13 protein-coding genes are annotated in these 22848 nt (G+C 68.6%); 7 read left to right on the top strand and 6 right to left on the bottom strand.

Annotated features, from left to right (window positions below; translation table 11 throughout):
• Positions 1-7 precede the first annotated feature (7 nt).
• The 3 genes from PMI01_RS23900 to PMI01_RS23890 are packed head-to-tail and all read left to right on the top strand — an operon-like array spanning position 8 to position 4318.
• A complete protein-coding gene (locus PMI01_RS23900) occupies positions 8-817 on the top strand; it encodes a fimbrial biogenesis chaperone (RefSeq protein ID WP_007675567.1) in 810 nt (269 codons plus the stop codon).
• Positions 783-3332, top strand: coding sequence for a fimbrial biogenesis outer membrane usher protein (locus tag PMI01_RS23895; RefSeq protein WP_007675565.1), 2550 nt, complete (start codon positions 783-785; stop codon positions 3330-3332). The genes PMI01_RS23900 and PMI01_RS23895 overlap by 35 nt, the downstream gene beginning before the upstream one ends.
• On the top strand, positions 3329-4318 hold the full coding sequence (locus PMI01_RS23890; RefSeq protein WP_007675563.1) for a hypothetical protein: 990 nt from the start codon (positions 3329-3331) through the stop codon (positions 4316-4318). The genes PMI01_RS23895 and PMI01_RS23890 overlap by 4 nt, the downstream gene beginning before the upstream one ends.
• Before the next feature lie 36 nt (positions 4319-4354).
• Here PMI01_RS23890 and PMI01_RS23885 read toward each other — a convergent pair whose 3' ends face one another.
• Both PMI01_RS23885 and PMI01_RS23880 read right to left on the bottom strand, forming a co-directional pair.
• Positions 4355-4774 carry a hypothetical protein gene (locus tag PMI01_RS23885; protein ID WP_007675561.1) on the bottom strand — a complete coding sequence of 140 codons (420 nt, stop codon included), beginning with the start codon at positions 4772-4774 and terminating at the stop codon, positions 4355-4357.
• 493 nt (positions 4775-5267) lie between these two features.
• The gene (locus PMI01_RS23880; protein ID WP_238537116.1) at positions 5268-5879 is read right to left on the bottom strand and encodes a helix-turn-helix transcriptional regulator; all 612 of its coding nucleotides are present in this window, start codon (positions 5877-5879) and stop codon (positions 5268-5270) included.
• Positions 5880-6407: 528 nt separating this feature from the next.
• Between PMI01_RS23880 and PMI01_RS23875 the strand changes: the two genes are divergently transcribed.
• From PMI01_RS23875 to PMI01_RS23860, 4 genes are all read left to right on the top strand, one after another.
• Positions 6408-9107: a TonB-dependent receptor gene (locus PMI01_RS23875; protein ID WP_007675558.1), complete on the top strand. Its 2700-nt coding sequence runs from the start codon at positions 6408-6410 to the stop codon at positions 9105-9107.
• 181 nt (positions 9108-9288) lie between these two features.
• The gene (locus tag PMI01_RS23870) at positions 9289-12273 is read left to right on the top strand and encodes a TonB-dependent receptor (RefSeq protein ID WP_007675557.1); all 2985 of its coding nucleotides are present in this window, start codon (positions 9289-9291) and stop codon (positions 12271-12273) included.
• A gap of 96 nt (positions 12274-12369) precedes the next feature.
• Positions 12370-12891: an RNA polymerase sigma factor gene (locus PMI01_RS23865; RefSeq protein ID WP_007675556.1), complete on the top strand. Its 522-nt coding sequence runs from the start codon at positions 12370-12372 to the stop codon at positions 12889-12891.
• Positions 12881-13885, top strand: a complete 1005-nt coding sequence (locus PMI01_RS23860; RefSeq protein ID WP_007675554.1) for a FecR family protein — start codon at positions 12881-12883, stop codon at positions 13883-13885. Before PMI01_RS23865 ends, PMI01_RS23860 begins: the two co-directional genes overlap by 11 nt.
• A 145-nt stretch (positions 13886-14030) precedes the next feature.
• Here the strand turns inward: PMI01_RS23860 and PMI01_RS23855 are convergent, their stop codons facing one another.
• From PMI01_RS23855 to PMI01_RS23840, 4 genes are all read right to left on the bottom strand, one after another.
• The gene (locus PMI01_RS23855) at positions 14031-15299 is read right to left on the bottom strand and encodes a hypothetical protein (protein ID WP_007675553.1); all 1269 of its coding nucleotides are present in this window, start codon (positions 15297-15299) and stop codon (positions 14031-14033) included.
• Positions 15300-15708: 409 nt separating this feature from the next.
• The gene (locus PMI01_RS23850) at positions 15709-18678 is read right to left on the bottom strand and encodes a TonB-dependent receptor (protein WP_035038218.1); all 2970 of its coding nucleotides are present in this window, start codon (positions 18676-18678) and stop codon (positions 15709-15711) included.
• An 85-nt stretch (positions 18679-18763) separates the two neighbouring features.
• Positions 18764-21109, bottom strand: a complete 2346-nt coding sequence (locus PMI01_RS23845; protein ID WP_007675550.1) for a TonB-dependent receptor — start codon at positions 21107-21109, stop codon at positions 18764-18766.
• Positions 21110-21215: 106 nt separating this feature from the next.
• On the bottom strand, positions 21216-22848 hold a 1633-nt coding region (locus PMI01_RS23840), incomplete at its 5' end, for a Ca2+-dependent phosphoinositide-specific phospholipase C (RefSeq protein ID WP_007675548.1).

Below are 22848 nucleotides of genomic sequence, written 5' to 3'. Positions count from 1 at the left end.
AACCGGCATGATGCGTTCGAAGAACAATCGCAAGCGCTGGCTCGGAGCCGTCGCCGCCGCGAGCCTGATCCTGGCGAGCCTGCCTGGAGCGGGCCTGCCCGGCGCCGGCGGACGCGCTGTCGCGATGACGGTGCAACCGGTCGTCATCGACCTGAAGCCGACCGGTCGCGGCATGTCGCAGATCGTCACGGTGCAGAACACCTTCGCCAACCCGCTGCCCGTCGAACTGCGCGCCGAGGAGCTGACCTTCGACGACAAGGGGGCCCATCCAGGCGACACCCCGTCCAACGACCTGCTGATCTTCCCGCCCCAGGCGGTGATCCAGCCCGGCGAGACCCAGGCGTTCCGCATCCAGTGGGTCGGCGACCCGGCCCTGGCGCAGAGCAAGCACTACTATGTCACCGTCGCCCAGATGCCGGTGAAGCTGCCGGAGGGCCAGTCGGCCATCCAGATCCTCTACAATTTCCAGGTCCTGGCCAGCGTCAGCCCCATCGGCGGCAAGCCCAGCCTGTCGCTGTCGAAGGCCGAGATCGGCGTCGACGCCGCCGGCAAGCCGATCGCCGTCGTCTACATGGCCAACACCTCCAACACGCACGGCTACCTGTCGCGCGGACGCCTGCGGATCACCGAGAAGGACGCGACCGGCAAGGCCGTGTTCCAACGGACCCTTCCCGGCCCCGAAATCCAGCAGACGATCGGCTTTGGCCTGATCGCACCCGGCCAGACGCGCCGGATCGCCGTTCCCATCGAACTGCCCTTGACCGCGGCAGCAGGAGGCTCCCTTGAAGCCCAGTTCTCGTCCGATGAAGGGCGCTAGGCTCACCGCCTACCGCTGCTGGCTCCTGGCCTGCTGCCTGGCGAGCGCGACTCCGGTCGTCGCCCTGGCGGCGCCGGCCTCGACCCCGGCCGTCGGCGGCGCCATCGCCCCCATGGGCGCCCAGGAACCGACCCGCGCCGTCAGCCCGGCGGAGGCCCAGCGTCAGCTGAACCCCACAGGCCGCGACGTGAACCTGACGGTTCCGCTGAAGGACGGCGACTTCTACCTCGGCGACATGCCGCTGACGATCTCGGCCGACGGACAGCTGTCGATGCCGTCCGACCGGCTGCTGGGCCTGCTGTCCGGCGTGCTCGACGGCCCCTCGATGGTCGCCCTGAAGTCGGCCTTCAACGGCCGGCTGATGGTGGGACCGGACGCGGTGACCCATGCCCGGATCCAGATGACCTACGACCCGCGCACGTTGGAGCTGCGCCTGCAGATCCCCCCCGAGCTGAAGGCCGTGCGCAGCCTGCAGATCTCGGCGATGGACCGCGCGAGCCTCGGCTCGTACGTCCCGCCGGCGGGGTTCAGCGGCTACCTCAACGTCCGCGGCTCGGTCGACTATGTCGAACAGGGCCAGGGCGACGGCTTCGGCGACCCGACCTTCCTGCTCGACAGCGCCATCCGCCTGAACGGCTTCGTGCTGGAGAACGAGGCGGTGTGGCAGCCGGGCGCGACCAACGACTACCAGCGCCTGGGCACCCGCGTCGTGTTCGACGACGTCAAGAACACCCTGCGCTGGACAGCCGGCGACCTGCAGGCCACCAGCCGCGGGTTCCAGTCGGCGCCCGACATCGCCGGGATCTCGATCTTCCGCTCCTACAGCGTGCTGCAGCCGCAGACCATCGCGCGGCCTCGGGGCCAGGAGAGCTTCACCCTGGCGCGGTCCTCCGACGTCAGCGTCATCCTCAACAACCAGCTGACCCGTCGCCTGCACCTGGACCCCGGCCGCTACAACGTCCGCGACTTCCCGTTCGCCCAGGGCTCCAACGACGTGCGCCTGGTGATCGAGGACGACACCGGACGCCGCGAGACCCTGCGCTTCAACGTCTTCTTCGACCGGGCCCAGCTGGATCCCGGCCTGTCGGAGTTCGGCCTCTACGCCGGCGTCATGGCGCCGCTGCTGGCCGACGGACCCGACTACCAGGACAACTTCACCGCCAGCGGCTTCTATCGCCGCGGGATCACCAACCGGGTGACCCTGGGCGTCAACGCCCAGGGCGACGAGCGCACGGTGATGGCCGGGGCCGAGGGCCTGTTCGGAACGCCCTTCGGCACCCTGGGCGTCGATTTCGGCCTGTCGCACATCGACACCTTCGGCTCGGGCTACGCGGCGACCGTCACCTTCCAGCGGCTGTTCCAGTTCGCCGGCGGCCAGGCCGACGCCCTGAACCTGTCGCTCGAGACCCGCAGCCGCGAGTTCGGGCCGGTGGGGACGTTCATCCCCGACAACCGCTACAACTACGAGCTGGGGGTCGGCTATTCGCACGCCTTCAGCGACGCGGTCTATGCCAGCCTCGACGCCCGCTATTCCAACGGCCGCGACAACTATCCCGACGCCAGCAGCTACCGCCTGGGCCTCGGCTACCGCCTGGCCTCCAACCTCGCCCTGACCGCCAACCTGATGTACGACGACGTGCCGGGACGGCGCGAGACCTCGGCCTTCATCTCGCTCAGCTGGCAGTTCTCGAACAATTCCAGCCTGCGCGCCGAGTATGACGGCCGCGAGGATCGGGCCCGCCTGGCCTACCAGGTGCTGCACGGCCAGGGCGTGGGCTCCTACAACGCCTATGCCGAGGTGTCGCGCTCGCCCGACGACTCCGCCTTCAACGGCAGCCTCAACTACATCGCCAACCGGGCGGAGCTGGGCCTGTCGCACTTCACCGCCTTCGACGGGCCCGACAACGGCCGCACCTCCCTGCGGCTGGGCACCTCGATCGGCTTCGCCGACGGCGCCGTGTCGATCGGCCGGCCGATCTACGACAGCTTCGCCATCGTCCAGGGCCACAAGAGCCTGAAGGGCGCCGACATCACGGTGAACCCGACGCCGTTCGGCTACACCTCCAACACCGGCGCACTGGGCACGGCGCTCGAGACCAACCTCAGCGCCTATGCCGAACGGACGATCACGGTGGACGCGACCAACGCCTCGCCGGGATATGACCTGGGCACGGGCTCCTTCCGGGTCTTCCCGCCCTATCGCGGCGGCTACAAGCTGGTGGTGGGCTCGGACTACTCGATCACCGCCATCGGCCGCCTGCTCGACGCCGACGGCGCGCCGCTGGTCCTGATCTCGGGCCGGGCGACCGAGGTCGCCAAGCCCGACCAGGCGCCGGTCATCCTGTTCACCAACCGCGACGGCCGCTTCGGCGCCTCGGGCCTGCGGCCGGGCCAATGGCGGATCGAGATGGGGACCACGCCCCCCACGGTCTACCGGCTCGATATCCCCGCCAGCGCTGAGGGTTTCGTCAAGACCGGCGACCTCAAACCCAACACCTCCGGAGGCCAACCATGACCCCCCGCCGCCCCAGGCTGCTCCTCGGACTCGTCGCCGGCGCCAGCCTGCTGGCCGGCGGGTCGGCCATGGCCCAGTGCGTCACCTTCGACCCGGTGGTGCTGTCGGGCAATTTCGACCCGTTCAACCCCAGCGGCACGACGGTGCAGACCCTGACGATCACGGCCCACCGTCCGCCGGCGGTCGGCGGCAAGAAGACGCAGGAGGTCAATTTCATCTATCTGCGCCGGCCCGACACGCCCTCCAGCCTGACCATCATCCAGACCGCGACGGGCGGCCCGATCCTCGAGAACCCGCCGGGACACATCCTCGACCCCAACAACACCAACCCCAACGAGGTCGAGTTGAACTTCGGCGGCGTCGGCCAGCCCGACGTCCAGACCTTCACGGTGACGGTGACCGTGCCCAGCGGCGCGGACCTGCCGGCCGGGACGACCGACCTCTATCTGGACCTGAAATACTACTGCAAGGGCACCGGCGGCGCGGCCGGCGATACGGGGGTCATCCCCAATTCGCTGGACGTGCGGATCAACGTGCTGAGCGCCCTGCAGGCCAGCTTCGTGGGCCCGGCCCTCGACTTCGGCGAGATCGGCAACCTGACCACCGCCGCCCTGCCCGCCACGCCCAATTCGGTGAAGCAGCGGACCGGCAACGTGCGGGTGGCCAGCTCGGGCCCCTATTCGGTGGCCCTGACCTCCCAGAACCAGTTCCGGATGACCTATCCGGGCGGGTCCCTGGCGACGACCAACCAGCGGATCCCGTATGTTCTGGATTTCCTGGGCCAGTCCAAGACCACGGCCTCGCCCACCTTCGCCACCGTGACCTGCCAGCGGGCGGGACTGACGGGCCAGTATCTGGCCGTGACCCCGACCCTGCTGGAGGGCGGCGCGGGCAAGGTTCCCGCGCCCAACTACCAGGACATCCTGACCGTGACGATCACGCCCCTGGCGGTGCCGCCGGCGTCCGCGCCCGTCGCCTGCATGTAGGGCGACAGGCGCTCCGGCGGCGGCGCTCCGTCGTCGTCAGAGCGCGGTGATCCGCAGCGAAAGATCACCGACCTGGCCGGCGTCCGCGCCCGGGTCCAGCCGCACCATGTGCGCCTGCGAGGCGGCCGTCGCCGAACGGCTGATCAGGGTGGCGCCGGTCGACGACAGGGCGATCCGCTGGCCGTCGACATAGACCGCGGCGTCATGCAGGCCCTGGGCGTGCGACAGCCAGACCTCGTAGCCGGCGGCGCTGTTGCAGAACTCGGTCATGCGACCCAGCTCGGTCGCCTGGCTGGTCGAGGCGGAGCTGTTTTCCAGGTCCACGCGGCAGATGACCGGCACATGGCCTTCGAGGCGAAGTTCATAATTGTTCGGCGCGGCGTCGTTCGGCGCGGCGACGGCGCTGGTGGCCAGGCCAAGCAAGGCGGCCGCAGCCAGGAGCATCTTGATACGCATAGCTAACCCCATTTGCGGATGATGGGATGATCATCGCGGGTCGAGGTTAAGCAACCGGCCGCAAAATATGGTAAACAAATTATGTAACAATAATGACGTATCGCCGCTATGCAATATTTGATACGCAACTTCACATAGAGCCACCTCACTAGTAAGAATTTACTAGTGAGGTGGCGTAGCTATTAGCTTTGAATATTTTCGATCTCTGACGAGACAAAATCCCCAGCATCGGCGCGATCGGTGCGGCTGATTGACCGACGCCGGATCAGGGCATGGTGCTGATGCCCTGATCCGGCGCTCGACGGGCGGGGGCGCCGTCGATGATCGTCGATGACTTTGCAGTAACATCGACGAACCGATCCCAGTCGCGGAGAAGACAAAACGGGGGAGGCCTTGTCCCGCGACCTACAAATACTACCACATCAAGAACACCCAACAATAACAACGCCTTACTATATTGTGTAGATTTTGTTCCACGAGCCGGAACCGACCATCACTCCAGGATGTCGGCCGATGAAATCACCGAGACCAACTCGGCTTGGCGATGCACGCCGACCTTGATCATGGCCGAAGCCATCTGCACCCGCAGGGTATTGATGCTGACGTGGCGCTCGGCGGCGATCTCGGCCGGTTCGCGACCCTGGGCGACCCTGGAAACGATCTCGGCCTCCGCCGGCGAGAAGCTGAACATCATCCGCGCCCGCTCGGCCAGGCGCGGCGAGGTGCGACCGACCTCGCGCACGGTGATCAGCGCGCAGCGGAAAGCGCCATCGCCGGCCGACAACGGTTCGATCAGCAGCACCAGCGGCTTGGCGGTGCGCGAACGATGGATCTGCATCGCCCCGGAGCGCCCTTGGTGAACCGCCCCGGCGATGCGACTCCGCAGGGCCTCGGTCTCGGACTCGCTTTCGGCCGCCAACAGGCCACTCTTCTCGGCCAGACCGTCTCCCCGGGCCACGTAGCCCCAGGCCAGATCGTTGGCGGCGTAGGTGCAACCCTGGCCATCGACGACGATGACGCCGAAGTTCACCAGGTTAAGAACCGCGTTGGCGATATGCCCCTCGAACACGCCTCGCTCGACAGCCGAATCCACGACTTCGATCATCTTTGCCAGCCCCATTCGCCTATCCTCGCTGCCTTCGCCTGCCTGGTCGTCGAGAGGTCGCGCGGACGGACAAATGAATATGAAGCGCAGAGTTGCGTTATGTATTCACACGACCGTAAAGAATAGATGCGCCACCGACGAACAAAATAAATCCTTCATCATCATTGAATGATATTTTATTTGCGAAATCGCACCCAAAATTGGGTAGTCAAAAAGACTATTATCGATACCTACGAGCAGCAAACACTTTCTGTGTAGCGAAAAATTCGCGCACCGGGATACGTGTATGCAAAATCAGTAAAGTACGCCGATTTCAATTTGAATAGATCGGCGCATGTCAACTAGCATAGACGTCGCATGACCATGAGTAGCAGGTCGGCCGGACGCGACGTCGATCACCGTCAAAAACATTTCACACAAAAGTCGGGACCAAACCTGTCCCCAGCGAGCGGTCTCGCGGCTCCCCATCCGACGGCGGCTTTCGGTCGATGACCGAACCGGCCAGCCGTTCGCAATCGGGGATAGATCATGCGACGCCTAACGAAATCCACCTGGATGACCACCACCATGCTGGCGACCGGGCTGCTCGCCCTGGCCGCCGCCCAGGCCCATGCGGCCGACGCCACGCCCGCGCCGGCGCCGGCCGACGAGGTCGAGGCGGTCGTCGTCACCGGCTTCCGCGACAGCCTGATGCACGCGCGCGACCTCAAGCGTAAGGCCGTCGGCGCGTCCGACGTCATCGTCTCCGAGGACATCGCCGCCTTCCCCGACCTGAACCTGGCGGAATCGCTGCAGCGCATCCCCGGCGTGACCATCTCGCGGGATTCCGGCGAAGGCCGCCAGATCACCCTGCGGGGCCTGGGTCCCGACTTCACCCGCACCCAGCTGAACGGCATGGAAGTGCTGGGCAACACCGCGTCGGGCATGGACAACCGCGGTGGCGTCAGCCGGTCGCGCAGCTTCGACTACAGCCTGTTCGCCTCGGAACTGTTTAGCCGCGTGACCGTGCAGAAGTCGCTGGCGGCCGAGCAGGACGAAGGCGGCATCGGCGGCACGGTGCAGCTGACCACGGCCAAGCCGTTCGATTATCCGGGCTTCAAGGCCGTGCTGTCGGCCAAGGCCCAGAGCAACAGCAACGCCGACGACCGCGTCACGCCGCGCGTGGTGGGCCTGATCTCCAACCGCTGGGGCGATTTCGGCGCCCTGCTGTCGGTGGCTTACGGCGTCAACGACTCCAACGAGTTCGGCTATCGCAGCTTCAACTGGGGTAAGATCCGCGCCAATCCGGGCAATATCGGCCCGGGCGTCAGCGCCGCCGACGCGGCGCGGCTGACGGCCGCCACGGCGACGGTGTTCGCCCCGCAGGCCGACACCTATTCCACCTGGTACGACCGCCGCAAACGGCTGGGCACCACCCTGTCGTTGCAATACGAGCCCGGCGACAAGCTGAAGCTCGGCTTCGACGCCCTCTACAGCCAGCTCGAGAACAGCCGCCAGAACTTCGCCCTGGCGACCTCGGGGATCAACAGCCTGACCGGCAACATCACCGGAACCCAGGTCATGCAGACGGCGGTGATCCAGGGCGATAGCCTGGTCGCCTCCAGCTATACCGGCGTCGACCTGCGCAGCGAGTTCAACCGCGAGGAAGACAAGACCAAGTTCTACCAGACCGCCCTGAACGGCTCCTACCAGGTCACCGACAAGCTGCTGGTCAAGGGCCTGATCGGCTATTCGAAGTCGGAATACACCCTGCCCGTCTTCGACAAGGTGTTCCTGGAATCCAAGAACCACGCCTTCAGCTTCGACGACCGGCCGACCATGCCGGTCAACACCTACGACGCGGGTCTCACCGACCCCAGCAAGTGGGACCTGATGCGCATGGACACCCAGGAAAACGAGATCAGCTCCGAGTACACCAACGCCAAGTTCGACGTGGCCTTCGCCGCCAGCGAGACGTCCACGCTGAAAGGCGGCGTCGAGTACAAGAAGTTCGTCAACAGCGGTGTGCAGCGCAGCAACAAGGTGTTCCGCAACGTTCCCGCCAACACCGTCATCCCGAACAGCATGAAACTGACCGTGCCGTTCGAGAGCCTCGGCGGCTACATCGTCGGCGACGTCGACCAAGTCTACGCCCTGATCGGCCAGGTCCGCGACCTGGGCGCCAGCTTCACTACACCGGGCACCAATTTCACGGTGACCGAGGAGACCCAGGCCGCCTACCTCCAGTACGACCTCGACACCACGCTGCTGGGCAAGGGCGTCCGGGCCAACGCCGGCCTGCGCTACTACTCGACCGACCTGACCTCGGACGGCTCGCTGAACACCGGAACCAGCCTGCAGCCCGTCTCGATCAAGCACAAGTATGACGGCCTGCTGCCGGCCGTGAACGTCGCGATCGACATGAGCGACACCCTGGTCGCCCGGTTCAGCGCCAACCGCGACATCAGCCGCCCCGCCCTGGGCGACCTGGCGGCGGCCGGCTCGCTGACCACCGCCCCGTTCGGCGGCACGATCAGCACCGGCAACCCCAACCTGACGCCGTTCACCTCCGACTCCTTCGAAGGCTCGCTGGAATTCTATGACGGCCGCGTCGGTTTCTTCTCGGTCGGGGTGTTCTACAAGAAGCTGAAGTCGTTCATCACCGCCCAGACCAGCATCGTGCCGTACTCGCAGACGGGCTTCCCGCTGTCGTTCCTGCTGCCCGGCCAGGACGGCTCGATCCTCTACAACGTCAACCGTCCGGTGAACGGTCCCGGCGCCGACATCCAGGGCGTCGAGATCGCGGCCCAGCGGGACTTCGACTTCCTGCCCGCGCCGTTCAACCATCTGGGCGTCGTCGCCAACGGCACCTATGCCGATGGCTCCTCGCCGGTCCTGATCAACGGGACCTCGGTGACCCTGCCGCTGTTCAACCTGTCGAAATACACCGCCAACGCGACGCTCTATTACGAGACCGACCGCTGGGGGATGCGCATCTCCAGCGCCTATCGCGACAAGTACCTGACCGGCTCGGGCGGCAACGGCAACATCGGCGACGGCGTCAAGGCGACCCACAACCTCGACTTCGCCGCGCACTACAACCTCATGCCGCGCCTCAAATTGACGCTGGAAGGCGTCAACCTCACCGACGAGCACACCATCCAGTACACCGACGTCACGGCCCAGCGCACCACGGTCAACACCAGCAGCGGCCGCACGATCCTGGTCGGCGCGACCTACGAGTTCTAGGTCGGCCGATCGAGGACCCGTCCGGCGCGTCGCCCCCTGTGCGCCGGACGGGATTTTCGTTTCCCGGCCGGCAGTTGGACCCATCGCCGATGGCCGCGCCGTCAGGGCGGGAACCTTCAAATAAGTGACATGTGATCCGGCTAGGAGACGCAAGGGCGCAACATGATGATCGACCGCGGACATGGGGTGGCGAAAGGCGGCTTTGCTCACCCGGCCGCCCTACCGGGCGCTCGCGCTCGGCCTGCTGCTGGCGGGCCTGCATGACCCGGCCCTGGCCCAGGCGCGGCTCCAGAGCGCGCCCAAGCCGTTCGACATCGACCAGGATGACCTGGCCCACGCCCTGAGAACCTTCTCCCAGCAGGCCGACGCGCCGGTCATGACCTTCGCCGACATTCGCGGCAAGCGCGGGCGACGCGTATCGGGCCTGCTGCCGCCCGAGAACGCCCTGGCCCTGCTGATCAGCGGCGAAGGCCTGAGGATGAGGTCGGTGGCCGGCGGCTACGTGTTGCAGGAAGCCGGCTCGCCGGAAGACCTCCGCACGGCGGCGCCCGTTCCGACAGCCTCGGTCGATACGGCCCCCGTCGAGGTGGAGCAGGTCGTCGTCACCGGCTTTCGCGGCAGCCTGGTCCGGGCCCGCGACCTCAAGCGCCTGGCCGTGGGCGCGCAGGACGTCATCGTCGCCGAAGACATCGCGGCCTTTCCCGACCTGAACCTGGCCGAATCCCTGCAACGCATCCCTGGCGTGACGATCTCGCGCGACGCCGGCGAGGGCCGCCAGATCGCCCTGCGGGGCCTGGGTCCCGACTTCACCCGCACCCAGTTGAACGGCATGGAGGTCTCGGCCTCCACCGCCTCCGGCTTCGACAATCGCGGCTCGGTCAGCCGCACCCGGGCGTTCGACTACAGCATCTTCGCCTCGGAACTGTTCAACCGGGTCACCGTGCGCAAGGCCTACGCCGCCGACCAGGACGAGGGCGGCGTCGCCGGCACGGTGGAACTGCGCACCGCCAAGCCGTTCGACTATCGCGGCTTCAAGGCGGCCCTGTCGGCCAAGGCCCTGGCCAACGGCGTGACCGACGGGGTCACGCCTCGGCTGGCGGGCCTGGTCTCCAACCGCTGGGGCGACGTCGGCCTGCTGGTCTCGGCCGCCTACAGCGCCAACGACATCAACGAGTACGGCTACAGAAACTGGGGCTGGAGCCCGATCAACGTCGCCGCCGCCAATATCGGCCCCGGCGTCTCGGCCGCCGACCGCGACCGGCTGGTCAACGCCACCGGGTCGGCCCGGGTGCGCGCCCCCCAGGCCCAGACCTATTCCACCTGGTTCGACCACCGCGAGCGGCTGGGGATCACCGCCGCCCTGCAATATCGCCCGGGCGCCGAGACCAGCCTGGACGTCGACCTGCTCTACGGCCGGCTGAGCAACGACCGCGACGAGTTCGCCCTGGCCGCCGCCGGCAAGAACGGCCTCACCGGCGACGTGCTTGGCGCCCAACGGCTGAACGCCGTGGTCATCCAGGGCGATAGCGTCGTCCAGGCCGCCTATGACGGCGTCGATCTGCGCAGCGAGCACAAGCGCTCGACCGACTCCACCGTCTTCACCCAGGTCGCCGTCAACGGCCGGACACGGCTGACCGAGGCCCTGCAAGTCAGCGGCATGGTCGGCTATTCCCGCTCGGACTTCGAAGGGCCGGTGTTCGACAAGGTCTTCCTGCAGGCGACGAACAGGAGCTTTGCCTTCGACCTGCGCGGGCCCGGCCGGACCGGCGTCAACACCTACGGCTTCGACCTCACCGATCCCAACGCCTGGAGCCTGATGCGGGCCGACACCCGTGAGGACTCGATCGTCAACGCCTTCACCACGGGCAAGGCGGACCTGACCTATACGGCCGGTCCGAGGACCACCCTGAAGGCCGGCGCGCAGTACAAGCTGTTCCGCAACGACGGCTACCAGCGCCGCGACCGGGTCGACTACGACGCCCTGCCCTCGCCGCCCGGCGCGGTGAAGTCCGTCTTCGACGAACGCTCGCTGGCCCCCTATGTGGTGGGCGACGTCGAGGCCACCTTCGCCGCCCTGGGTCAGAACCGCGACCTGACCGTCGACGACGACCTGCCCGGCGCCGACTATTCGCTGACCGAGAAGACGGTCGCGGCCTATCTGCAATACCGGTTCGACGGCGAGGTCGCCGGCCGGCGCCTGCGGGCCGACGCCGGCCTGCGCTACTACCGCACCCACCTGACCTCGGCCGGCATGGTCAGCAACGGGGTCGCCCTGGCGCCGGCGGTGATCGCCCATCGCTACGACGGCGTGCTGCCGGCCGTGAACCTCGCCTGGGACCTCGACGACCATGTGGTCCTGCGCCTGGGCGCCAGCCGCGACATCAGCCGGCCCAGCCTGTCGGACCTGCGGGCGGCGGCCAGCATCGACGCCGCGCCGTTCGGCGGCTCGATCTACGCGGGCAATCCCAACCTCCGGCCCTTCATGGCCAATTCCGTCGAGGCCTCGCTGGAGGTCTATCAGGGCTCCGCCGGGACCCTGGCGATCAGCGTGTTCCACAAGACCATGGACTCGTTCATCACCGTCGAGACCGGAACGGCGCCCTACGGCTTGACCGGCTATCCATTGCAGTTCCTCAATCCGGGTCAGACCGGGTCGATCGTCTACAACGTCAACCGTCCGGTGAACGGCGACGGCGCCACGATCCGCGGCGTCGAGCTGGCGGTGCAGCGCGACTTCGACTTCCTGCCCGCCCCCTTCGACAAGCTCGGCTTCACCGGCAACGTCACCTACGCCCACGGACGCTCGGACGTGATCATCGACGGCAAGCCGGTGTCGCTCGACCTGCTGCAGCTGTCGCCCTGGACCTGGAACGCCAGGCTCTATTACGAGACCGCCCGCTGGGGCGCGCGGATCTCCAGCGCCTATCGCGACGCCTATCTCGACGGGGCCGGCGGCAACGGCAACATCGGCTCGGGCTACCACGCCGCGAACAACATCGACGCCGCCGCCCACTACAACGCCGGGCGCGGGTTCAAGCTGGTGATCGAGGCGATCAACCTCACCGACCAGGCCATCGACCAGTTCACCGACCTGGCCGCCGACCGCCCGCTGTCGCGCACCCGCAGCGGCCGAACCGTCACGCTGGGCGTCGCCTATGAATTTTGACGCCGGCCTGTCCCCGATCGCCCATCTCGCGCCTCTACGCTCCTACGGGGCGGCGTCCGACCTCGCTATGGCCTTGTCCGGCTCGATGGAAACGCGATGAACGACGCCCTGGCGGAGTTGAGGCCTCATGAACGCAAGCTTTTCGGCTACATCGCCCGTCGCCACGGCGATCCGTCGCGCGCGGAGGACATCCTCCAGCAGACCCTGCTGATGGTGATGGAGCAGAGCCGCAAGCAGGCGATCGTCCATCCGCTGGCCTATGCCTACCGCGTGGCCGACTCGCTGATCTATTCCCAGGCCCGGCGCGACCGCCGCGAGGAGGGCCTGGGCGAGGGCGACTACGGCTGCGACCTGCCGCTGGCCGACGAGGTGCTGGAGCACAAGCAGCGGGTGGCGGTCTTCGAGGCCGCCCTGCGCCGTCTGTCGCCGATCCGGCGCGAGGTCTTCGTCCGCCGGCATGTCGACGGTCAGTCCCGGCAGACGATCGCCGATGACCTGGATCTGAATCTCGAGACCGTGAAGAAACATCTGGTCCGCGCCATGGCCGAACTGGCCGGGGTCATGGACGCCGCGACCGGCGACGCCGCCGAACGAGAGGGGGCGACACGTGAGCGCTAACGACAACGACCTGACCGTGATGGAAGAAGCCGCCGACTGGATCGACCGGCTGGACGAACTGACCGACGACGACCGGCTGGCCCTGGCGGCGTGGCTGAACGCGGCCCCGGCCCATGCCGAGGCCTTCGCCGCCCTGCGCCACACCCTGCGCGACACCGCCTTGCTGGACGCCGTCGACCGGGTGCGCGACGCCCCTCCCGCCGTCGTCGCGCCCTCCCCCCGGCGTCACGCCGGGTCGGGCGACTGGTCGCGCCTGGGCCTGATCGCCGCCAGCCTGGTGCTCGTGGTCGGAGGCGCCGCCCTGGCCTGGCGCCTGACCGCCGATCGCGGCGAGCCGCCGATCGAGCTGGCCACCGCCATCGGCGGGCGGGCCGACCACGTGCTCAGCGACGCCTCGACCATCCGCCTGAAGGCCGACTCCCACGCCAGCGTGGCCTATCGCCGCGCCGCCCGCGACATCTACCTGCGCAAGGGCGACGCGGTGTTCGAGGTCGCCAAGAACCGGCGCCGCCCGTTCAACGTCCTGGCCGGCGACGCCACCGTCACGGCGGTCGGCACGGTGTTCGAGGTCGACCGGATCGATGAGGCCGTCGAGGTGCGGGTGTTCGAGGGCGTCGTCCGCGTGTCGCAGGGCCCCGCCCCGCCCCGCCTGCTGCGCAAGGGCGAATGGTTGCTGCTGGCCGCCAACCGCCCGGCGACCGGCGGCCGGATGGCCCCCGACAGCTACGACTCCTGGCGCGCCGACTGGCTGGACGCCGACAACATGCCGCTGAAATACGTCGTCGCCCGCCTGAATCGCTACAGCGCCGACGCCGTCGTGCTGCGTGATCCCGCCGTCGGCGAACGGAAGGTCACCGGCCGCTTCAAGCTCGACAGGACCGCCGAGGCCCTGGCGATGATCTCGGCCCTGCTGGAGGTCGACGCGTCCAGGACCGGCGGCCACGTCTATCTGACGCCGCGTCGTCCGGGGCCGAGCCACGAGCCTGGGGCTTAGCGCGTATCGACACCCACACACTCGGTCGCCCGCGCAGAAGGCGGACATGCCGATGGTCTGTTCGGGGTGGCTACCCGACCGTCCTCCTGTCCGCCATTAGGCCTCGCCGCCATGTGCTCTTCTGGCTATGAGGAATGTCCTGAGCCTAAGGGGCGTCATGGCTCCCCAGCACGGTGGACGCAGACAGTTCCGGCGCCACGACGGCGAGGTCGTAGCCGCGGATGAGCGCGCGCCATTCCGGCGTCAGGGCTTCCAGATCGGCGTCGCGCAAGCGGCGCAGATCCATCAGGAACCAGTCGCCCGGCGGCGTGCCCGACGGGCGGGCCAGCATCACATCCTTGCACCAGTCGGCGTCCTTGCCCGTGGTCGCATCGAACTTTTGCACGGTCACTTGGCGGCCGACCCCGTTGTATCCGCCTAGCGCGCCTCTCGCGCCGGTGACGATGATATGGAGGGACTTCACGCCCTCTCCGTCGGCCTGTTCAGCGACGAAATTGCCCACGTCGCGCTGGCCGAGTGGATTGTAGCCCTTGTAGAGATGCCAGGCTCCGAACTTCATCAGCACGCGCGCCTGCGGCGCCTCGGCGAAATGGGCCGCCAGCGTCCGTTTCATCAGCCGCGCCCTGCGTCCGTTCGGATCGCCACGGCGGGACTGCGAGGCCTGATAGATGGCGCGTGTCTCGCGCAAGGCGGCGAACAGCGCCTTGGCCCGGTCGCCGCCGTCCTGGTCGATGGCTGTCCCCGCCTGATCCAGCGTCGCGTCGGTGGCCTTGAACAGGAACAGGTCCATGGGTGAACCGGAGGTGAGCGCGGCCTGCATCGCCGTCCGCTCCTGTTCGGCCAGCGCTTCGATCTGGGCGCGGGCGAGCGGTCCCGGACCGGCCGCCAGCATCTGTTCGAACAAATAGCCGCTCACGCCGAAGAACTCCTGGTCCAGCCCCCACAGCTTGAAGTCCGGCCCGGCGACACCCGCGCAATCGGCCGCCGTCTGACCCTCGTCGCGGCCGTTGAGGAAGGCCATGGCGTCGGGATGGGCGCTCATGAAGTCAGAAATCTGCTGTTCCCGGTTCGGCGCTCTCAGCCGTGCGTTGACCACTTCGGCGGCCTCCGGGCCGATCTCGACGACCATGGCCGTCAGGCCGCCGGGCGCCATCAATCGACAGACGTTCGTGGTGAAGGCGGGGATCTCGCGCGAAAAATGGCTCTCGCCGACGAGGACGTACCGGCTGGCGTCTATAGCCTCCGATAGTATCGCGGCTCCCGGACCCGAGAAGCCCTCCGGCCGGACCGTTAGCGGCGATCCTACCTGCGCCAGCCGGTCCGCGAACGAAAGCGACGCGACGGGCTCGGCGTGAGCGGAAGCCGCGCACAGGGTTGCGAGCGCCAAGGCCGCCGCAATCGATTTCAGCTTCATATCAACCACCCCTACTATGTGAAGCGTCCTTGCGGCGATCTCTGCAAACCACAAGTTAAATCGTGGTCACAAGTCTTCCCGCGGCCTGAAATCGGGCGCACTGAGTGAATGCGAAGAGCCAAAAGCAGTCTTCGCCTGGTGGGTTGAACGCGGTCATTGGGGCGGGATAGGCGTACTTTGGCGGCTATCATCACATGATGTCCGCCATAGCCCTCGCCGCTATCATGCACTTCTGACTATGAGCAATGAGTCCTGAGCCTAACCTCCGCTCAGGGTCGTGAGCGGTCTCCAGCCCAACGCCAACCTTCGGACTCTCAGATCGCCGCCGTCAGCAAGTGTCGGTTCTGGATAGTTCCGAGATCGGTCGAGTGGCCCGATGTGCTGAATCTCGATACGCTGTGGGACTCATCTACAGGCGCAGCCTGAAGCCGACTCCGAACGTCCGGCCCGCCCGGCCGATCTGCAACGGGCGGTCGGGGCGTCCTTCATAGGCGGCTTCCACGGCGTCGGTCAGGTTGCTGGCCTCGACGAAGACCGACACCCCTTCGGACAGGTCGTAGGCGCCCGCCACGTCGAGATAGCCGGCGCTGGCGACCACGAAGCTCGACACCCCGCCGCCCTGCATGTCGGCCTCCGACCCGAACGGCGAGCGCCAGGTCCAGGACAGGTGGGCGTGCAGCGGTCCGCGCTCGATGAACGGGCTGATCGAATAGGACAGGCGCGAAACCCCGATCAGACGCACGCGACCGCCGGTCTCCGCGTCCCGGCTTTCGGCGTCGACCAGGGTGGCGCTGGCCCACAGGCCCAGTCCGCCCGGGAAACGCCGGCTGACGGCGGCCTCCAGGCCGGTGACCTTCGCGCGGCCGGCGTTGCGAGGCCGCGCCATCGCCACCTCCGCCACCACCGGCGGGCCGTCCCGGGTGACGAAGGCCAGGCGTTCGGGCCGCGAGGCGATGACGATGTAGTCGTCGATGTCCTTGTGGAAGAGCGCCAGGCTGAACCCGCCGAACCCGGCGAAGTCGCGCTCGAGCGACAGGTCGTAGTTGGTCGCCATGTAGGGGCGCAGGGCCGGATTGCCGCCGACGCCGGTGAACAGCGTCCCCGGCGAGGGATGGTCGACCTCCGCCTGGCCGCGATTGTACAGCGTCGAGACCAGGCTGCTCGCGGGCACGGTCGCCGAGCGCAGGTCGGCCAGCGAAGGTCGGGTGATGCCGCGCGACGCGGCCAGGCGCAGGCGCCAGTCGTCGTCGAGCTCGACCGCCAGATTGGCGCTCGGCAGGGCCACGACGTAGTGGCCCTTGTGCGCGATCGGCCGGACCTCCAGGTCCCCGCCGGCCGAGACGCCCAGCACCGATCCGTCGACCTGCGTGCTGGTGCGGGCCAGGCGCAGGCCCAGATTGCCGGTGGCCGGGCGACCGCCGACCGAGGCGGTGAAGTCGAGACGTCCGTACAGGGCGGCGATGCGTTCGCCGACCCGGTAGGAGCTCTGCAGGTCCGCGCCCGTCGGCGGCAGCGCGTCCGCCTGGGCCATGACGTCCCGCCCCGCGTCGGGCAGCACGAAGGCGTCGCGGAAGGCGGCGAAGTCGGCCCCCTTCCAGGCGCGGCGCCCCTCGCCGATCAGACCCGCGAAGACGTCGTCCGGCACGGCGATGTCGAAGAAACCCGGCGTCACGGTCGCGCCCGGCCGCAACACCGCCTCGCGATCGCGCCGCTGATAGTCGCGCCCCCGGCCGCTGGCCTGGGCCCCCAGCTTCAGCTGTTCGAACCGCAGCCCGCCCAGCTGGAACGCGACGTCGCGCTGCGCCGCCAGCAAGGCGGTGCGGTCATGATCCTCGACATTGGTCGCCCGCACGCCGTAGCGCGAAAACGTCAGGCCCGCGGGATCGGCCAGGTCGAACCGGGTCGCCAGCAGCGGAACACGGCGCTCGCCCACGAGGTCGTCGCCGATGTCGAAACCGTAGTCGACGCCCTCCGGCGACACCGCCCCGATCCGCTGCAAGGGCGTGTCCAGGCCCGAGCGCGCCCGCGATACGCTGATGCGGGGCGAAAGCCGCCAGGCCCCGACCCGGGCCCGCAACGCCAGGCTGGCCGACACGCTGTCATGCGCCTGGTCGGAGATTTCCGTGTTGTTGCTGATCCGGCCGCCCGTGACGTGGCCGGCGGTCAGGACCCCGCGCGAGACCCTGACGCTCGCGGGATCGAGCGCGTCGGTGGTCGCCCGATCGCCCAGTTCGTAGACGATGCGGTCCTCGCGGATGGCGTTGTCGAAGCGCGAGGCCAGGATGTCCAGGTCAAGCGTCGACTCCGGCGTCATCCGCCACTCGACCCCGACGAAGGCCGTGGCCCGCGCCCGCTGCTCCTGCTCGACGGTGGTGCGCAGGTCGTTGGCGACGGCGACGCTTTGGCCGGCGACGTCGAGGTCGCGATAGCGCTGGATCTGGAAGCGGTCGTAGCGCACTTCGCGCGTGTCGGTCGAAACCCCGCCCACCACGCCCAGCCGATCGTCGGCCCGCCGCCAGCGGCCGGAGACGGCGATGTCGGGCGACACGGTCCGCGAGCTCTCCTCGGCATGAGCGTCGACGCGCATCGACAGGAAGGCCGGGCCATCCAGCCCCCGCACGGTGCGGATGTCGATGTTGGAGCCGATGCCGCCGTCGACAAGGTCGGCGGTCGGCGACTTGGCGACCACCGCCCCGGCCAGCAGATCGGCCGACAGGGCGCGGAACCGGAACTGGCGGCCGCTCTGGGTCGAGTTGCGGATGTTCTCGTTGAAGGCGACGGGCGCGCCGTTCAGGGTCACCGACTGGAACAGCGGGCCCAGGCCGCGCACGCTGACGAACTGCCCCTCGCCGACCTCGCGCTCGATGGCGACGCCGGGGATGCGTTGCAGGGCCTCGGCCAGGTTGGCGGCCGGCAGTTCGCCGATCCGGCCGGCCGAGACGGCGTCGAGGATCGCGTCGGCCCGCCGCTTCTGTCGCAACGAAGTCTCGATACCCTCGGGAAAGGCGGCCAGGACGCTGACCGCTTCGACCACGGTCGGCCCGGAGTCGGCCGGCGGCGGGGCCGGCGCGCTGTCGGTCCAGATCCTCACCGAGCGGGCGTCGATGATCTCGTAGCGCAGGCCGGTGCCCGCGAGCATCCGCCGCACGGCGACCGGCCAGGGCATCGCGCCCCGGACGGCGTTGGTGCGGTAGGCGCGGTCGGGTTCGGACACCAGGGCGAAGGCGCAGCCCGCCTTGAGGCACAGCGCCATCATCGCGCCGCGCGCATCCTGGCTGGGGATCTGCAGCTGGACGTCCTGGGCCCGGGCGGGCGTCGCCGACGCCGCGATCTCGAGTCCAGCGGCCGCGAGAACGGCGAGCGCGCGGCGAGACGGCATGTGACGACTGACAATGATCCCCGGCGCGAGCATGTCGCCTCCGGCTTCCTAGCCCAGCTTGATGACAGGCTTGCGATGGGCGCCGCTAGCGGGCCCGCACCGTGACCTCGCCCTGGCCGCCGCGGGTCAGGCGGATCGGCAGCAGCCTGTCGGCGCGGTCGACCACCGAGCCGGGTCCGTCCAGCGGGATGATGGCGGTCACGCGCTGACGGCCGAGGGCGGGATCGACGATGCGCATCCGGGTGTCGGTATAGCGGGCCAGTTCCGCGACCACCTCCGACAGCGCCGCGTCCTGGAAGATCAACCGGCGCCCGCGCCAGGCGGCGGCGGTGGCGGGGTCGATCGCCGTCTGGCCGCGCTCGTAGACGTCGGAGACCAGCGAGCTGTTGGGCACGGTGGCGGTGCGCAGGTCGGCCAGCGACGGCCGGGTCAGGCTGCGCGAGGCGGCCAGGCGCAGCAGCAGGTTGTCGTTGAGGTCGATGGTGACGTTGGCGCTGGGCAGGAACTCCTTGTACGAGCCCTCGTACTCCTTGGGCGTGATCACCGTGGTCACCGCGCCCGTGCCGCTGGTGGTGGCGGTCAGCAGGGTGCCCTTGACCAGGGTGTCGGTGCTGACCCAGCGAAGGCCCAGATTGCCCTTCACGGCCTTGCCGCCCAGGCTGGTGGTGAAGTCGGCGCGGCCGTAGAGCGCCCTCACCTCCTCGTCGACGCCGTAGGACTGCTGCAGGTCGGCGCCGGTGGGTTTCAGGTCGGCGGACTGCGGGTCCGTGCCGTCATATTCACCCGGCACGATGAAGGCCGCGCCGAACTTGCCGCGGTTGTAGCTTCTCCAGGTTCCGAAGCTGCTGTTGATCGTCTTGTTGAAGACGTTCGAGGGCAGAAGTTGGTCGGTGTAGCTGGCGTCGACCACCGTGCCGGGACGCAGCTCGACGACGCGGTCGCGGCGCTGGTAGTCGCGGCTGCGGTCGGTGTACTGGCCGCCGAACCGCAGGGTCTCCAGGGCGACGCCGCCGAACCGGGCCTCGAAGTCGCGCCGCGCGTTCAGCAGGAACGTGGTGTCCTTGTCCTCCGAATTGGTCGGACGGATGCGATAGCGATAATAGGACGCCGCCGTCGGGCTGGTCAGGTCGAGATTGGTCTGAAGCTTGGCGATCTCGCGGTCGCCGACCGGATCGTCGCCATAGGCGAAGCTGTAGACCAGGCCCGCCGGGTTGTCGGCGGTGCGGCCGTCGATCCGTTGCAGCGGCGTGTCGAGACCGCTGTCGGCCTTCGAATAGCTGAGGGCCGGCGAGATCGTCCAGCCGGCGACCTCGTAGTCGGCCGCCAGCTTGACGAACAGGTTCTCGTGGGTCTGCTCGGAATACTCGGCGTTGCGGTTGATCCGGCCGCCATTGATCTGGCCGGCATACAGCACGCCGTTCTTGATCACCGCGCTGCCGGGCGCCAGGCGGGCGGCGAAGTCGCTGCGGCCGCCCAGCTCGAAGCTCAGGCGATCCTCGTCGATGACGTTGTTGAAGTTCGAATAGAGGGTGTCGAGGGTCACCGACAGCTTGTCCGACGGCTTCCACTCCAGGCCGCCCATGAGGCTGACGCGGCGGCGTTCCTCGCGCTCCAGGGTCATCACCAGGTCGTTGGCCACGGCCACCGTCTGGCCGTTGATCACCCGGTTGGTGTAGCCGAAGTGCTGGAAGCGATCGAACTGCACGTCGCGGGTCTGGTAGGACAGGCCGGCGATGACGCCGAAGGTGGCGTCGGCGTTGCGCCAGGCGCCCGAGATCGAGCCGTTCGGCGTGCTTTCCTTGCTGCGGTTCTCGTAGTGCGCAAAGGCCCGGGCGGTGACGAAGGGCTTCACGTCCAGGGCGTGGGCGGTTTGGATGTCGATGTTCGAGCCGATGCCGCCGTCGATCAGGTCGGCGGTCGGCGCCTTGGCCACCACGATGGCCGAGATCAGGTCGGCGGGAATGACCCGGAACTGGAACTGGCGGCCGCTCTGGTCGGAGTTGCGGATGTTTTCGTTATAGGCGATCGGCGAGCCGTTCAGGGTGACCGACTGGAAGTTGGGGCCCAGGCCCCGGACGCTGACGAACTGGCCCTCGCCGGCCTCGCGCGAGATCGACACGCCCGGCACGCGCTGCAGGGCCTCGGCGATGTTGACCGCCGGGAAGTTGCCGATGTCGGAGGCCGAGACGGAGTCGGTGATCGAGGCGGCGTCGCGCTTGATGCGCAGGGCGTCGGCCAGGCTGGTGGCGAACGAGCCGGTGACGACGATTTCCTCGACCTGGGTGGCGTCCGGGGCCGGGGCCTGCTGGGCCAGGGCCGGGGCCGCCGTCAGGGCCGTCGCCGCCACCGTCGACAGCAGCCAGGCCAATCGTCCGTAGCCTGACAAAGCCTGGCTCGACTGGCCCGCGCCCTGGGTTTTAGTTCCGCTCATCCGTGATCTCCGCTGATCGATAGGTCGACGGCGGTCGTGGCCTGGGTCGTTTCGACCCGCGCCACGCGCCCCTCCGATCCGATCAACGACGGCGGACCCCAGCCCCTCAGCGGCCGTCGGCAGGTTTCACGAAAGCTTCACGGCCGGCGGCCGCCAGGGCCGCCGCGACCTCGGCCCGGGCGGCGTCCATGTCCTGGCGAAACAGCGGCGAGGCGTGCTCGGCCCCGTAGATCACCGCGCCCGACTGCATCCCGGCCTCGGTGGCGCTGACGCTGTGCGAGCCGCAGATGTAGCGGCTTTCGGCATAGTCCCGCCCCCGGGCGTAGAGGGCGTCGGCGCGGCTGGGCGCCAGTTCGGCCAGGATCATCGCCACGTGCATGCCGTGGGCGGAATGGCCGGACGGATAGTCGGGATTGCCGGCCAGGTGATCGGACTTGGCCTCGCAGATCGGCGCGTCCTTCTTGTCGAGATAGGGCCGGCGGGTCGCCCAATGGGTCTTGGCCACGCCGACCACGGAGCGGTCGTCGCCGGCCCGCTCCAGCAGGGCGGTCAGGATCGGCGCCTGGGCCGGGGTGAGCCGCACGCCCAGCGCCGTGGCGAAGTGATCGTACACCGCCCCGTCGACGTCGGCGGTCGCCAGATCCCAGCGCGGTGTGCCCTTCAAGGCCCGGGTCTGGTCGAAGATCGCCGCGTCGGCCACGGCGCGCGGCGAGCCGGCCGCCGGCGGGGCCGCCAGGATCGTCGTCAGGTCGGGACGCTGGTCGGGCGCCAGATAGCCGCGCGCCGGCGCGCCCGGCAGGGTTTCGAGGGGCAGGTCCCCGCAGCGCTCGGCGGCCCGCACCGGGTTGCAGACGGCGACCGCGCCGCCCGTCAGCCGGACCGTGTAGCCGCCGGCCAGGCGAGGATCGGCCCACATGTAGTCGGTCGAGACGTACTGGGCGCCGCTGGACAGGGCCGCGCTGCGCTGGGCGACGTCGTTGCGCCGCGCCGCCCAGGTGTCGGCGTCGGCGCGGGTGCGGACGATGAAGCCGGCGCGCACGGCGGCGGCGATGCGGTCATGCTGGCCGATGGGGTCGTTGAGGGTCAGGTAGGCGGCGGCCGGCGACTGCTCGTCGGTGTTGACGAACATCGCCCGGCCTTCCAGCGACGTCCGTGTCCCACGGTACATCGCCACCTTCTCCGGGCTTTCGTCGAGCGCGAAGAACACCTTGCCGCGCGCCTGGGCCAGGGTCGGCCAGCCGCCGGCCAGGACGGCTTCGCGCAGGGTGGCGCGCTTGCCGCGCACCTGGTCGGGCGTGATCAGCTGGCTGTCGGCGAACACCGAGCGCACCTCGGCGTCCAGCGCGTCGAAGGCCTGGGCGTCGAACGGCAGGGCGGCCACGCCGCCGGGCAGGCTGGGCGGCCCCTCCTTGGCGTTGATCAGGATCAGGATCGGCGCGTGGTCGGGATGGGCGCGCGACCAGTCCTGCACCAGGGTCAGGCACTGGACGAAGGTCGGGCACGACGACCGGAAGTCGACGTCGGGCATGTGCATGACCTTGAAGCCCGGACGCGCCATCGCCACCTTGAAGGCCGGCGTCAGCTCGGCGCCCTGGCCCAGCGCGGTGCGCGGCGTGGCGAAACGGCCGCCGTCGGGATCGCGGACGACGTCCAGCTCCAGTTGGCGCGCCCCCTGGTCGAGTTGCTCGGCCAGGGGACGATGCCCGTAGTCGAGGCCCAGGGCCGGCTGGCCGCCCGCC

It is taken from the genome of Caulobacter sp. AP07, assembly GCF_000281955.1.
Classification (GTDB): Bacteria; Pseudomonadota; Alphaproteobacteria; order Caulobacterales; family Caulobacteraceae; genus Caulobacter.
Note: the sequence above shows the minus strand (reverse complement) of the source record. Positions and strands in the feature narration are given on the sequence as shown.